At 71.8% G+C, this 14203-nt stretch carries 13 protein-coding genes; 6 read left to right on the forward strand and 7 right to left on the reverse strand.

The genetic code is table 11. The annotated features are described in order from the left end of the window. Positions 1-24 precede the first annotated feature (24 nt). The 3 genes from FFT21_RS13235 to FFT21_RS13245 are packed head-to-tail and all read left to right on the forward strand — an operon-like array spanning position 25 to position 2062. On the forward strand, positions 25-360 hold the full coding sequence (locus FFT21_RS13235; RefSeq protein WP_137814142.1) for a TcmI family type II polyketide cyclase: 336 nt from the start codon (positions 25-27) through the stop codon (positions 358-360). Beyond that, positions 357-791, forward strand: a complete 435-nt coding sequence (locus FFT21_RS13240; protein ID WP_137814143.1) for a cupin domain-containing protein — start codon at positions 357-359, stop codon at positions 789-791. The genes FFT21_RS13235 and FFT21_RS13240 overlap by 4 nt, the downstream gene beginning before the upstream one ends. Then, positions 788-2062, forward strand: a complete 1275-nt coding sequence (locus FFT21_RS13245; protein ID WP_137814144.1) for a beta-ketoacyl-[acyl-carrier-protein] synthase family protein — start codon at positions 788-790, stop codon at positions 2060-2062. The genes FFT21_RS13240 and FFT21_RS13245 overlap by 4 nt, the downstream gene beginning before the upstream one ends. Positions 2063-2126: 64 nt before the next feature. Here the strand turns inward: FFT21_RS13245 and FFT21_RS13250 are convergent, their stop codons facing one another. The 3 genes from FFT21_RS13250 to FFT21_RS13260 form a co-directional block, all read right to left on the reverse strand. Further along, positions 2127-3338 carry a cytochrome P450 gene (locus FFT21_RS13250; RefSeq protein ID WP_225978367.1) on the reverse strand — a complete coding sequence of 404 codons (1212 nt, stop codon included), beginning with the start codon at positions 3336-3338 and terminating at the stop codon, positions 2127-2129. A 42-nt stretch (positions 3339-3380) separates the two neighbouring features. Then, the gene (asnB, locus tag FFT21_RS13255; protein WP_225978368.1) at positions 3381-5315 is read right to left on the reverse strand and encodes an asparagine synthase (glutamine-hydrolyzing); all 1935 of its coding nucleotides are present in this window, start codon (positions 5313-5315) and stop codon (positions 3381-3383) included. Positions 5316-5405: 90 nt separating this feature from the next. After that, on the reverse strand, positions 5406-6065 hold the full coding sequence (locus FFT21_RS13260) for a TetR/AcrR family transcriptional regulator (RefSeq protein ID WP_137814145.1): 660 nt from the start codon (positions 6063-6065) through the stop codon (positions 5406-5408). A gap of 123 nt (positions 6066-6188) precedes the next feature. Here FFT21_RS13260 and FFT21_RS13265 point away from each other — a divergent pair, with 123 nt between their 5' ends. Continuing rightward, positions 6189-7625, forward strand: coding sequence for an MFS transporter (locus FFT21_RS13265; protein ID WP_137814146.1), 1437 nt, complete (start codon positions 6189-6191; stop codon positions 7623-7625). Continuing rightward, positions 7622-9253, forward strand: coding sequence for an FAD-dependent oxidoreductase (locus tag FFT21_RS13270; RefSeq protein WP_137814147.1), 1632 nt, complete (start codon positions 7622-7624; stop codon positions 9251-9253). Before FFT21_RS13265 ends, FFT21_RS13270 begins: the two co-directional genes overlap by 4 nt. An 11-nt stretch (positions 9254-9264) precedes the next feature. On the opposite strand, the gene FFT21_RS13275 is transcribed toward FFT21_RS13270, so the two are convergent. Next, positions 9265-9744, reverse strand: coding sequence for an anthrone oxygenase family protein (locus FFT21_RS13275; RefSeq protein ID WP_137814148.1), 480 nt, complete (start codon positions 9742-9744; stop codon positions 9265-9267). A gap of 282 nt (positions 9745-10026) precedes the next feature. On the opposite strand from FFT21_RS13275, the gene FFT21_RS13280 reads away from it, so the two are divergent. Then, a complete protein-coding gene (locus tag FFT21_RS13280) occupies positions 10027-11376 on the forward strand; it encodes an FAD-dependent oxidoreductase (RefSeq protein ID WP_137814149.1) in 1350 nt (449 codons plus the stop codon). On the opposite strand, the gene FFT21_RS13285 is transcribed toward FFT21_RS13280, so the two are convergent. The 3 genes from FFT21_RS13285 to FFT21_RS13295 all read right to left on the reverse strand — a co-directional run bounded on the left by FFT21_RS13285 (position 11346) and on the right by FFT21_RS13295 (position 14110). Beyond that, complete coding sequence (locus tag FFT21_RS13285; RefSeq protein WP_137814150.1) at positions 11346-12116, reverse strand: class I SAM-dependent DNA methyltransferase; 771 nt, start codon at positions 12114-12116, stop codon at positions 11346-11348. The genes FFT21_RS13280 and FFT21_RS13285 overlap by 31 nt on opposite strands. A 241-nt stretch (positions 12117-12357) precedes the next feature. Then, the gene (locus tag FFT21_RS13290) at positions 12358-12600 is read right to left on the reverse strand and encodes a hypothetical protein (RefSeq protein ID WP_225978369.1); all 243 of its coding nucleotides are present in this window, start codon (positions 12598-12600) and stop codon (positions 12358-12360) included. Between the two features lie 118 nt (positions 12601-12718). After that, positions 12719-14110: an NsdA family TPR-like regulatory protein gene (locus FFT21_RS13295; protein WP_192909524.1), complete on the reverse strand. Its 1392-nt coding sequence runs from the start codon at positions 14108-14110 to the stop codon at positions 12719-12721. Positions 14111-14203 lie beyond the last annotated feature (93 nt).

Consider the following 14203-nt stretch of genomic DNA (forward strand, 5'->3'; position numbering starts at 1 on the left):
ACCACGTTCGCAGGAGGCGAGACCGTGCACCGCACCCTGATCGTCGCCAGGCTCAGGACCACAGACCCGCAGCGGATCGCGGACGTCTTCGCCGCGTCCGACGCCACCGATCTGCCGCACATGGTCGGCGTGTCCCGAAGGACGCTGTTCAGCTTCCACGACCTGTACTTCCACCTGGTCGAGGCGGACCAGGACATCGCGCCGAACCTGTACCGTGCCCGCAGCCACCCGCTGTACCAGGACATCAACACCAAACTCGCCCGGTTCGTGGCGCCGTACGACCCCGGCTGGAAGGAACCGAAGGACGCGATGGCGTCGCCGTTCTACGTGTGGACGGCCGAGGAGGGCCGGGTGCGATGACCACGGTTCGCGCGGAGAACGTGAGGGTCAACGTCGCCGACGCGGTGCCGAACCGGCGCAGGGGCGGCGACATCCGGGTCACGCTGAGCCCGAAGACGGTCGGCTCGACCTCCGGCTTCGGCGGGTTCCTCCACCTCGGGCCCGGCGAGTTCGTCACCGAGCACTACCACCCCTACTCCGAGGAGTTCCTGCACGTCGTCGCCGGCGACCTGGAGATGACGGTGGACGGCGTGCCGATCCGCCTCGGCCCCGGTGACTCGCTGATCGTGCCGATCGGTCTGCGGCACCGGCTGGTGAACGTCGGCGAGTCCGTCGCGCAGGCGGTGTTCCACCTGTCCCCGCTGGCGCCGCGCCCGGAACTCGGCCACGTCGACACCGAGCAGCCGGGGAACCCGGACGCACCGAACCCGGCGGTCGGAGGTGCCCGATGAGCAGGACGGCCACCATCACCGGCATCGGTGTCGTGGCGCCGGGGGGCGTGGGCCGGGAACCCTTCTGGGAGTTGCTGGCCGCCGGACGGACGGCCACCCGCCGGATCACCCTGTTCGACCCCGCCGAGTTCCGCTCGCAGATCGCCGCCGAGGTCGACTTCGATCCGAAGGCGGCGGGCCTTTCCGCGCAGCAGGTTCGGCGGATGGACCGGGCCGCGCAGTTCGCCACGGTCTGCACCCGGGAGGCGGTGGCCGACAGCGGCCTCGATCTGTCCTCAGTAGACCCGGAGCGGGTCGCGGTGAGCATCGGCAGCGCCGTCGGCTGCACCATGGGTCTGGAGGAGGAGTACGCGGTGCTCGCCGACGACGGCCGGCGCTGGCTGGTCGACCACACCTACGGCGTGCCGCACCTGTACGGCTACATGGTGCCGAGCACCCTCGCCGTGGAGGTCGCCTGGGAGGTGGCCGCCGAGGGTCCGACCGCGCTGATCTCCACCGGGTGCACGTCCGGGCTGGACGCGGTCGGCCACGGTGCCGCGCTGATCGAGGAGGGCTCGGCGGACGTGGTGCTCGCCGGCGCCACGGACGCGCCGCTGTCCCCGATCACCTCGGCGTGCTTCGACGCGATCCGGGCGACCTCGCCCAACAACGACGACGCCGAGCACGCCTCCCGGCCGTTCGACGCCAGGCGCGACGGGTTCGTGCTGGGCGAGGGGGCCGCGGTGCTGGTGCTGGAGGAGGCGGGGGCGGCCCGCCGCCGCGGCGCCCGGGAGTACGCGCACGTCGTCGGGTTCGCCAGCCGCAGCAACGCCTTTCACATGACCGGCCTGAAACCGGACGGGCGGGAGATGGCCGAGGCCATCCGGATCGCCATGGCCGCCGCCCGGGTCGACCCGGCCGACGTGGACTACGTCAACGCCCACGGCTCCGGCACGAAGCAGAACGACCGGCACGAGACGGCGGCGTTCAAGCGCAGCCTCGGGCCCCGTGCCTACGAGGTCCCGGTCAGCTCGATCAAGTCGATGATCGGTCACTCGCTCGGCGCGATCGGCTCGCTGGAGATCGCCGCCTGCGCGCTCGCCCTGGACCGCCAGGTGGTGCCGCCGACGGCGAACCTGCACAACGCCGATCCGCTGTGCGACCTCGACTACGTTCCGGTCACCGCCCGGGAGCACCGGATGGACGTGGTGCTGACCGTGGGCAGCGGGTTCGGCGGTTTCCAGAGCGCGATGCTGCTCGCCGGGCCGGAAGCGGCGCGCGACCGGAAGTAGGCGCGCCCGACGGAATCGTGCCGCCCGGGTCAACCCGGGCGGCATGCCGTCTTCGGATACCCGGCTACCAGGTGACCGGCAGTTCGTGGGCGCCGTAGATCTGCATGTCGGAGCGCATCGGCACCTCCTCGAGCGGCACGGCCAGCCGGAGGTCGGGCAGCCGCCGGGTCAGCCTGGCGAACGCGATCCGCATCTCCATCCGGGCGAGCTGCTGGCCGAGGCACTGGTGGGCGCCGTAGGCGAACCCGACGTGCCGCCGGGGTGCCCGGGTCACGTCCATGAGGTCCGGGGAGTCGAACCGCGCGGGGTCCCGGTTGGCCGACTCGATGGACAGCACGATCGGGTCGCCCGCCCGGATCCGCTGCCCGCCGATCTCGGTGTCGGCCTTCGCGGTGCGCGGCAGGCCGAACGGGGCCACCGACAGGAAACGGAGGATCTCCTCGACGCCGCGCTCGATGGTCTCCGGGTGGTCCCGCAGCGTCTCCCACTGGTTCCGGTAGGTCAGCAGCGCGAGCGCGCCCATCGCGATCATGTTGGCGGTGGTGGCGTATCCCGCGATCATCAGCAGGTTGCCGATCGCCACCAGCTCGTCGTCGGTCAGCGGCACGCCGTCCCCGGGCGTGGCCTGGATCAGGCCGCTGATCAGCCCGTCGTCCGGGTGCGCGCGCTTGTCCTGGACGAGGGTGCGGATGGCGGCGGCCATGCCGGTCATCGCGTCCAGCAGTTCCTCTTTGGACCTTTCCAGCCGCTGCATCACGTCCGCGTGCTGCTGGAACTGCTTGCTGTCCGCGTACGGCATGCCGAGCAGCTCGCAGATCACCAGCGAGGGGACGGGCTCCGCGAAGTCCCGGACCAGGTCCGCCGGCGGTCCCGCGGCGACGATCGCGTCCAGGTGCTCGTCGACGATCTGCTCGATCCGCGGGGCGAGCGCCTTCATCCGGCGGACGGTGAACTGGCCGGTCAGCATCCGCCGGTACCGGGTGTGCTCCGGTGGGTCCATCCCGATGAACGAGGTGCCGAACCCGGAGGCCCGCCATTCCTCGGGGGTGAGCGTGACCGACGAGACGTTGGTCTGGAACGTCCGCTGCGCGCTCACCGCCGGGTTGACCAGCGCGGCGGTCACGTCCTCGAACCGGGTCACCAGCCAACCGACGTTCCCGTCGGGTAACGCCAGCGGGCTGACCGGGGCTTCGGCACGGAGGCGGGCGTACTCGGCCGGCGGGGCCAGCGGGCACTCCCGGGTCAGCGGCAGCGGTCGTGGGGCCATCTCGGTCATCACCGTTCTCCTTTTTCTCCGCGAGGTCGCGGCCCCCGCGGGTCACAGGACCAGCTCGACCTCGTAGTGCCGCAGCCAGAGGTCGAGTTGCAGCACCAACTCGATGTTCATGCGGCTGTGCCAGGTGTAGGCCACGTCGGACGTGTCACCCGCCGCGCGGCGGGCACCGTCCACATCGATCAGTTGCAGCACCGGCGCGTCCAAGCGGGCCAGCAGCGCGGACAGCTCGCGGTGCAGGACATGCGTGTAGGCCGGGTCCTGGGTCACCGGCCACGGGCTCTTCGGCCGCTGCAGCACCGGCTGCGGCAGCTTGTCCGCCACCGCCGCCCGCAGCAGGCTCTTCTCCCTGCCGTCGAAGGTCTTCATCGACCACGGCACGTTGTACAGGTACTCCACCAGCCGGTGGTCGCAGAACGGGACGCGGACCTCGAGGCCGGAGGCCATGCTGAGCCGGTCGTCGCGGTCGAGCAGCATCGGCAACCATCGGGTCAGGTGCAGGTGGCACAGTTCGCGCATGCGGTGCTCGGCGGCGCTCTCGCCGTCCTGGTGCGGAGCCTCCGCACACGCCTGCCGGTAGATCTCGGCGTAGTGGCCCGGCATGTCGATCTTCTCCAGCAGGCCGGGGTCGAGCAGGCCGCGTCCCAGGCCCGCCGCGCGGCAGCCGTCGTGCAGCGCCTCCATGGCCACCCACGGGAAGGTTGGTGCCCGGACGAAGTCGGGCTGGTGCAGCCAGATGTAGCCGCCGAAGATCTCGTCCGCTCCCTCGCCGATGAGCGCGACGGTGGAATGCTCCCGGATGCGGCGGAACGTGCGGTACAGCGACGCGTCCATGTCCCCGTACGGCGTGGGCATGTCCTGCGCGCGTATCGCCGCCAGCCTGGTGGTTCTCTCGATGAGGTCCGAGGTTTTCAGCACGATGTCGACGTGGTCGGATCCGACCCGGCGCACCACCTCGGCGGCGAACGGCGCGTCCGGCGCGCTGCGGGTGTCGTCGGGGCGGAAGTTGTCGCTGTAGCCCTCGAACGTGGTCGTGATCGTCCGTACCCGGTGACCGTCCCGCCCGCCGAGGATGCCGGCGGCGACCGCGGTGAGCGCGCTGGAGTCCAGCCCGCCGGACAGCGCCGTGCACAGCGGCACGTCGGACACGAGTTCGCGGCGGACGATGTCGTCCAGCAGGGTGCTGACCGTCTCGACCGTGGTGGGCAGGTCGTCGGTGTGCGGCTCGGCCCGCAACGCCCAGTACCTGCTCTCGGAGATCCCGCGTCGGCTCACCACGGCGGTGTGGCCGGGTGGCAGTTCCCGCATGTCGCGGAACACCGCCTGCCCCGGTGTCTTGGCGGTGGACAGCAGCTCCCGCAGCCCGTCCCGGTCGACCACCGGGCGGACGAGCGGGTTCGCCAGCAGCGCCTTGGGTTCCGAGCCGAACAGCACGCCGTCCGGCTGCGCGGCGTAGAACAGGGGTTTCACCCCGAGCCGGTCGCGGACCAGCAGCAGCTCCTCGCGGCTCGGATCCCAGACCGCGAACGCGAACATGCCCTCCAGGTGCTCCGCGCAGCTCGCGCCCCATTCCAGGTAGGCGCGCAGCACGACCTCGGTGTCACTGCTGGTGCGGAAGCGGTGCCCGGCCCGCCGCAACCGGTCGCGCAGCGCACCGAAGTTGTAGACCTCACCGCTGTAGGTGAGCACCGCCAGCGTCCGGCCGTCCTGCTCCGCCACCATTGGCTGCGAGCCGCCGGCCAGGTCGATGACGGCGGTCCGGGTGTGCCCGAGCGCGGCGTGATGATCGAGCCATACGCCGTCCGCGTCCGGGCCGCGGTTGCCGAGCGCACGGGTCATCGACTCCATCGTTGGGCGCGCGATGCTCAGGTCTCGGGAGAAGCTCACCCAACCGGTGATGCCGCACATACGGCCCTCCATGTCCAGCGGATCTCGGGTGGTGATCGGACCACCGGCATCGTGGGCGCCGCTGCTCGACACGGGCTCGACGGCTCCTCGACAACGCCGCCGAGGCACCAGGGGGCGCGGCCGCGACCGGCGGCGGAACCGGCGGCCGCCGGACAGATCGGCTCAGCCCTGGCGTGATGGGGCCGCGCTGTCGGCGGATTCGAGGCCGAGCAGCCGGGCGACGATGACGAGTTGGTCGGCGTAGTGCTCGATGAACTCCGCCGAGCTGGGGTCCATCCCGGACACGCCCTCGATCACGTGCGGGAGCGTGGTGGGCGCCATCGCGGCCGCCATCAGCATGATGGTCAGGCAGGCCGGGTCCACCTCGGCGGGCAGCCGGCCGGCCGCCTGCAGCGCGCGCACCTCGTCGATGCTGCCCTGCAGCCGCTTCGAGCGGGGGCCGTGGTCCGGATCGGTTTCCGGACCGGCGTATTCCAGGCCGCTCCACGCCATCAGCCGGACCGCGTCCGGGTTTCTCAGCGCCTCCAGCGCGTACCGGCGGATCTGCTCGGGCAGCGGCGTGCCCGGTGCCACCAACTCGGTCTCGCGTTCCCGCCAGCGTTCCGAAATGGCCCGGTAGAGACCTTCCTTGCCGTCGAAGTAGTACGAGATCAGCTGCTGGTTGACGCCGGCCCGGGCGGCGATCGCGCCGATCCGGGCGCCCGCGTACCCGTGCGCGGCGAACTCGGCCGAGGCCGCGTCCAGGATCAGCCGGCGGGTGCGGTCCGGATCGCGCTGCCGCTCCTGCGGCCTGGGCGACCGGCGGGGCTTCGACGGTGGCACACGTCGACTATACGGCCACCTGGCAGTATCAACTTACTGTCTGAGTTAACCAAACAACTGTTTGACACAGTCGTGTGGGTCGTTGATTATGGAGTGGTCGGGTGAGCGCGGGAGGAGTACGTCGTGGCGAGGCATCCGCTCAGGTGGTGGGCGCTGGCGGTGACGGTGCTGGCCGTCCTGGTGGACATGGTGGACAACCAGATCGTGTCGGTGGCGCTGCCGACCATCCAGCGCCAACTCGGCACCGGGGAGGCCGCGCTGCAGTGGATCTCCGCCGGTTACGCGCTGGGATTCGCGCTCACCCTGATCACCGGCGGCCGGCTGGGCGACAGGTACGGCCGCAAGCGGCTGTTCGTGCTCGGGATGGCCGCCTTCACGGTGGCGTCCCTGCTAGCCGGGCTCGCGCCGCAGGTCGGCGTGCTGATCGCCGCGCGGGTGGCGCAGGGCATCGGTTCCGGGCTGATGGTGCCGCAGGTGCTGTCGTTCATCTTCGCCGAGTTCGCCGAGGACGAGCGCCCGAAGGCGATGACGTACTACTCGGCCGCCTTCCCGATCGGTGGGCTGGCCGGGCCCCTGCTGGGCGGGGTGCTCACCGAGGCCAACCTGTTCGGTTCCGGTTGGCGGGCGATCTTCCTGGTCAACCTGCCGATCGGGGTGCTCGCGGTGGCCGGCGCCCTGCTGACCATGCCGGCCCGGCCGCACACCGCCGGGCAGCGCGTCGACCCGGGCGGGCTCGGTCTGCTCACCGCCGGGCTGTTCGCGGTGTTCTACCCGCTGGTGCAGGGCCGCGAACTGGGCTGGCCGTCGTGGGTGATCACGCTGCTGGTGGCGGCCGCGCCGCTGTTCGGACTGTTCGCCTACCAGCAGCGGGCGCACGCCCGCCGCGGCGGTGAGCCGCTGATCTCGCCGGGACTGCTGCGGTACCGCGGCCTGGTGGCGGGCCAGGCGGTGATGTTCTCGGTCAACACCGCGGTCGGGGTGTTCTTCGTGCTGACCCTGCACCTGCAGGTGGGGCTCGGGTTTTCACCGCTGGCGACGGCGCTGACCTTCCTGCCGGCGACGCTGGGCATCGTGGTGGGCAATGTCGTGGCGATGCGGATGGCGCCGCGCCTCGGGCGGTCGTTCACCGCCGCCGGGATCGTGGTGTTGATGGTGAGCCTGGCGGCGATCGCGGTCCTGGTGTGGTGGCTCGGCATGGCGTTGCGCGGCTGGGTGCTCATCGTCCCCGAGGTCGGGTTCGGGGTGGGTATCGGCGCGGTGTTGAACTCGCTGTTCGGCACGTCGATGGCGGAGGTCAAACCGTACGAGGCGGGGTCGGCGTCCGGGGTGGTGAACACGACCGTCCAACTGGGAACGGCGACCGGAATCGCGCTGCTGGGCACGGTTTTCTTCAGCCGGCTGGGCAGCGGGTTCGTGGCGGCCACGGCGGCGGCGATGGCGGTGAGCATCGGGGTGCTGCTGCTGGGGCTGGTGGTGACGGCCGCGCTGCCCCGGGTGCGGCCGGGTGGGGATTCGTCCGATGTGGCCGGTGGCATGACGACAGGAGCAGCGAAACGATGACCGAACCGGATCACCACAGGACCGCCGTGCTCGTCGTGGGGGGAGGGATCGCCGGCCTGTCCGCGGCACTCTTCCTCGCCCGGCAGGGGGTCCGGCCGATCCTGGTCGAGCGGCACCCGTCCACGGCGCTGCTGCCGCAGGCGCGGGCGTTCAACCCGCGCTCGATGGAGATCTACCGCGCCTTCGGCCTGGCCGAGGCGATCGGCGGCCGCACCTCGATCCTGACCGACCTCCCGGAGATGATCGGCGCGGACACGCTGGCCGGCCAGGAACGCTTCCGCTTCGATCTGCTGGCCCAGGTCCGGCCGCCGGCGACGCTCAGCCCCACCGACTGGGGAATGATCGACCAGGACGAGTTGGAACGCCTGGTGCGCGGCGCCACCGAGCGGAGCGGCGCCGACGTGCGGTTCGGCACCGAACTGGTCTCCTTCGTCTCCGCCGACGACGGCGTGACGGCCACCGTGCGCGATCTCGCCAGCGGCGGCGAGTACCGCATCCACGCCGACTACCTGGTCGCCGCGGACGGCAACCGCGCGGGCATCCGCACCCGGCTCGGCATCGGCGCGGACGGACCCGGCGTCCTGCTGCACGTCGCGAACTACGTCTTCGACGCCGACCTCGGTGCCGCGCTGCGGGGCCGCCGGTTCCTGCTCGCCTACCTGGACCAGCCGAGGGCGGGCACCACGCTGAGCCCGCTGCGCGAGTTCGGGCGGTGGGCGCTGGCGGTGCCCTACCGCCCGGAGGCGGGCGAGAGCCTCGACGACTTCTCCGAGCGGCGCTGCGCCGAACTGGCCCGCCTCGCGGTCGGGGACCCAGGCCTCGACATCACGCTCGTCCCGCCGGTGCCCGGGTGGACCCGGAAGGTCACCGGCACCCGGATCGGCGGGTGGGTCGCACACCGGTACCGGGCCGGGCGGGTGTTCTTCGTCGGCGACGCCGCCCACGTCGTGCCGCCCTCCGGTTCCTACGGCGCGAACACCGGCATCGCGGACGCGCACAACCTGGCGTGGAAGCTCGCCGCCGTGGTCCGGGGCCAGGCCGGGGACGCCCTGCTGGACAGCTACGAGGACGAGCGCCGCCCGGTCGCGCAGGTCACGCTGGAACAGGCGATGCGGCTGCTGCACGGCCGCCACGAGGGAACCGGCGCCACCGCCGTCGACGACCTGACCATGATCTTCGGGTACCGGTACGACTCGGCGGCCGTCCTCGCCGACGGGCCCGCCCCGGACGGCCCGGTGGAGGACCCGCGCAAGCCGAGCGGGCACCCGGGCCTGCGCGCCCCGCACGTCTGGCTGGATCGGGCCGGGACACGGCTGTCCACGCTGGACCTGTGCCACGACGCGTTCACTCTGCTGGTCGGACCGGACGGCGCGGAGTGGACGACGGCGGCCCGGACGGCGGCGGGGTCGTGCGGCGTCGACCTGCGGACCCACCACATCGGCGTCGAGTTGACCGACTTCGAGGACCGGTGGCTGGCCGCCTACGGCGTGACCAGGACGGGCGCGACGCTGGTCCGCCCGGACGGATTCGTCGCCTGGCGCGCCGGCGACCTCCCCCGACACCCGGCACAGGAACTCCGGCAGGCGTTGCGCCGCCTGCTCGCGCGGGATGCCCGCCACCAGCCATGAATCGTGGCCGGTCAGCCCCGCCCGGCCGCCATCAGCAGCAGGGTGACGGCCACGCAGTTGGTGAGCAGGGCGAGGACGGTCAGCGTGGTGCGTACCCGGTTCCACGCCGCCCACGGGCGGCGCGGGTCCCGGCTCGGGAAGTCGGCCGGCAGGTTGTCCGGGTCGAGGGTGCGCACCCACCGGTTCACCGGCACGTTCTTGACCAGCGAGATGGTGATCGCGGCGAGCGTGAGCACCGCGCCCACCGCGTACAGCCCGCGTGCCGCGCTCGCCCGCACCGCCACCAGCAGCACCAGGTCACCGACCGCGGTCGTCACCAGGCAGATCGGCATGAACGGGTCGTAGCGGGTGGAGAAGAACGCGTGCGCGTGCACGTAGCGGTCCGGCGGTAGCGACGACAGCAGCGGCCAGCCACCGAGTTGCGTGCCCATCAGCACACCCGCGGCGAGCCCGTTGGCGAGCAGCACGACCGAAACGACGACAGCGACCACGGCACACCCTCGGTTGGCGTCGGAACGAACCGGGCCAACCCTGCTGCGGTCGGCTTGAACGGCTCTCGAGCGCGGCTGAATCCCGGTCGGGCAGCCCTCCCGGCGCCCTGGCGAAACCGGCAGATCAGCAGGACGGCCGCCGGGCCCCGTGGATGGCCAACCCGGCCTGAGGACACCATAGTACGTATAGCCATAATATGACTGTCCATATAGCATCTAGTCGTCCGCCGAGCGGCGCCCCGACGGGTTCCGCTCCGCTCTCGCCCAAGGGGGTACCGGCTCATGGCCAGCCCGTTCCACGTGATCGTGATCGGCGCCGGCACCGGAGGCATGTGCCTGGCGCACGGCCTCCGGCGCGCGGGCATCGGCGTCGCCGTCTACGAGCGCGACCGCACCCGCTCCGACGGCCTGTACGGCTACCGGGTCGGCATCGACCCGGACGGCAGCCGCGCGCTGCACCAGTGCCTGCCGCCCGACCTGTACGAGACCTTCGTCGCCACCTGCGCCCGCGCGCCGCGCTACTTCAACATGCTGGACGAGCACTTCGACGAGGTGCTGTCGCTGCGGTTGCGCGACGACACCGACCCGGTCGACAGCGAGAAGTCGGTCAGCAGGATGACGCTGCGCCAGGTACTGCTCACCGGCCTCGAGGACGCCGTCCACTTCGGCAAGGACTTCCAGCGCTACCAGACCAACCCGGACGGAACGGTCACCGCGTTCTTCGCGGACGGCACGTCGGCGACCGGCGACCTCCTGGTCGCCGCCGACGGCACCCGCTCCCGGGTCCGCAGGCAGTACCTGCCGCACGCCAGGGTGGTGCCGAGCGGCATCGTGGCGATCAGCGCCAAGGTCCCGCTCACCGACGAGACCAGGAACCTGTTGCCGCCCAAGGTGTTCTTCGGTATCTCCACGATCTTCGCGCCGAAGGGCTTCTTCGGGATCCTGCACGTCATGGAGTTCCCCTGGGACCGTGCCGGCCGGGTGAAGGGCGGCATCGGCGGCAACGACGCGGAACTGATCGCGCAGTGGCCGGGTCTGCTCTACGACAACACCCGCGACTACATCAACTGGGGCTTCGCCGCGTCCACCCGGTGGCTGCCCGGCGACGTGCTGAGCCTGAGCGGGCCGGAACTGGTCACGGTGGTCCGGGAACTGACGCCCACCTGGAGCCCCACCTTCCACACCCTGCTGGACCGCACCGACACCAGCACCTGCGTGCCGATCGACGTGGCCACCTCCGAGCCCATCCCGGCATGGCCGACCACGAACGTCACGCTGCTCGGCGACGCCATCCACACGATGACGCCCGGTCGCGGCGTGGGCGCCAACACGGCGCTGCGGGACGCCGCGTTACTGACCCGCAGGCTGATCGACGCCCGCGACGGCAGGCTGTCCCTGCTCGAGGCGGTCCACCGGTACGAGACCAAGATGATCGACTACGGGTTCCGGGCGGTGCTGGACTCCCGCAAGCAGCAGGGCGGCGACAACCCCATGCACCGGCCGGTCATCGGCCGGCTGGCACTGGCCGGCATGCGCACCGCGATGCGGACGGTCAACCACCTGCCACCCCTGAAGAAGAAGATGACCGACGACCTGTACCGCTACCGGGGCTTCGAGCGCGACGACGACTGAGCACCCGCCCCGCGCCGCGTGATGGAGATGATCTCCGGGCTGGTCGCGGTGAGCGGACCACCAGTCCAGTCCCCGAACTGCTGCTCGACCACCAGGCCGGCCTCGGCCAGCAACGCGGACAGCGCATCGGGACCGAGGAACCGCAGCGTGCTCCGGCTCGTCCTGGGTCGCTCCCAGCCGGGACTGCTGAACGTCGTGGTGAACCGGACGACGTCCCCCACGACCGGAGTGCGGACCTGGTGCCACATCCGCAGTGCCACACCATCCGCATTGGTCACCTCGACAACGTGCTCAGGCGTCCACCGCCGCCACGCCCGCGCCGCCGGGTTGCGCGTCTCGAACACGAACCGGCCGTTCTCGGTGAGTGCCGACCAGATCGCGGCCAGCGCGGCGCGCAACTCCTCGTCGGTGACGAAAACCTGGAACGCGTGGCCGGTCATCACCACCAGATCGAACTCGCGTTCCCAGGCGACCGAGGACAGATCGCCGAGCACCCATTCGATGTCCGACCGCCTGCGCGCCTGCGCCAGCATCCCCACCGCCGGGTCCAGCCCGCACAGCCGCCCGGTGTGGCCGGCGTCCCGCGCCGCGTGCAGCAGCGCACCCGTCCCGCACCCGACGTCCAGCACCGACTCCGCAGCCATCACCAACGGCAGGTAGAAGTCGCGGTCGTCGCGTGCCGGGTTCAGCACGTCGTACCACGCCGCAAGCTCGGCATCCGCGAACTGGCGATCCACCATCAGGCCACCGTGCCGAGCGCCGTGTCCCAACGCGACCGAATAAGTTCACCGCGCACCGTCGGCCCCGAAGCAGCCGGCGCAACACGGCCAGCCGGCACTCGCACCGTCGCATCGGGGAACGCATACCGCCCCACACGGCGCGGCGTGCAGCGGAACACCCCAGCAGACGATCACCCGTCCGTCCGGCTCCAGCCGGTGCAGCAGCCGCCGGAACACACCCGTACCGACCCGCCGGCCCGGCTCAGTCACCAGCGGAAAGCCGGTCCGGCCGCGGCAGCGGTGCGCGCAACAGGCAGGCGGTGCACGGCATCCCAGCCGGTTCTGGGAGCAACTCCGCCGCACCGGGCGGAATCCGCGCGCCGCAGTACGCCACCAGGACTGCGGGCACCGCGCTGCCCGCGGGCACCGGCACCACGTGCACCACTCGACGCGACTCGCCGACCACGCCGGGACGCAGCCGCACCAGCAGGACCGGCCGCGTCACGCCCGCCTCCGGACCGGGTCAAGATCGATCACGTACTCGTCGTCGGCTGCCGGGGCCTCGTCGCTCAGGGCAGAAGCGTGGGCACCCTGGGGCAGATCGGGGCGACAAGGCGGCAGGTTCACGGTTCGATCGCTGGCGATCGCGGGAGCGCGTCGGCGGCGTCCCACAACTCGCGCACCTCGGGAACGGAGCGGTAGGGCCGGAGTTTGCCGAGCAGCACGCGCACCCGTTCGTTGCTTCGCGCACTGGCCGTCCGGGCGGACATCTCGGCCACCCGCAGCCCGATGGCTGCCCCACCGGCCACGTCGCCCGCCTGAACCCGCGCCTCGGCAAGCCACGACAGGTAGAGCGCGACCTCGCGGGTGAACCGGTCGTCGTACCGGGACAGCGCGCGTTCCAGCGGAGGCTCGGCACGCGCCGGGACCCCGAGTTCGGTCCAGCAGCGGCCGGCCATCACGTCGATCTCGTCCGCGTTGAGCCAGTACACCCACTCCGGGTCGGCGTCGGGTCGCCGCCGCGCGAAGGCGTCCTCGACGGCACCGAGCGTGCGGTCGGTGCCCGCGCGGTCTCCGCTCTTCGCCTGCGCCCACGCCAACCGCTCGAGAAACAACGCACGGGTGGTGGCGGTCACGGTGTTCCTGCTGCCGGCGAGCGCGGACTGGGCGAGCAGCACCGCGTCGCGTGCCCGCCCGGTGTTCGCGACGTGGTAGGCCAGGCTGGACACCAGGTTGCCGGCCAGCGCGGCGTCACCCGCCGCATGCGCGGCGGAAACGCCCGCCAGGTAGTGCCGGCCGGCCCGCTGGTTCAGGCCGGCGTCGGCGGCCACCCATCCGGCGAGCTGGCACAGCTCCCCGAGCGCGGCGAGCAGGCGGCGGCCCACGGCGTCGGTGTAGCTGGCGGTACGGACGAGGTGCGCGGTCGCCCGCAGCTCACGCTCGATCGCCGGGTTGAGATCACCGCCGGCCACGAAGTCGTCCAGCCGTCGCAGGCTGGCCACCCGCCGGACGATGCCGTCGACCAGGTCGACACCGATGCGTCGGCCCGCGCGCAGTTCCACCCGCTGCGGCGGCTCGGCCACCAGCCACGCGTGTGCCAGGCGCAACGCGGTGGTCTCGGCGATCGGCCGCCCGTCACCGGCCTCGACGGCGGCCACCCATTCCTCGGCCGCCCGCTCGGTCCACTCGTCGGGCATCGCCGGATCGGATGCGGCATCCGGCGGTTCCTGGTCCGGCACGCACCGCCGGGGCGGGCGGAACCCGATGTCCTCGTCGCTTCGCACCCCGAGCACGGCCCGGAACCCCGCCCGGTAGTTGTTGCCGGGCCAACGAATCACGCCACGCTCGAGGCGGGCGACGTAGTGCCCGTCCAGCGCTCCGGCGCGCCCGGTGTGCGCCCGCACCCAGGCGTTCACCGCCTCGGCCAACTCGGCACGCGACATGTGCGCGTTCGGCAGGCGCGGCGAGCGGGCCCGCTCGCGCGCGGCGCGCAGCAGACGATTCGGTTCGACCACGGCAACCCCCGGCTGTCGGCCCACCGCCGACGATCAAGTATGGCGCACCGGACAACGATCATGCCGCTGGCAAAACCGAGTTGCCGGAGGTAC

This window comes from Gandjariella thermophila, from assembly GCF_005405885.1.
Lineage (GTDB): Bacteria > Actinomycetota > Actinomycetes > Mycobacteriales > Pseudonocardiaceae > Gandjariella > Gandjariella thermophila.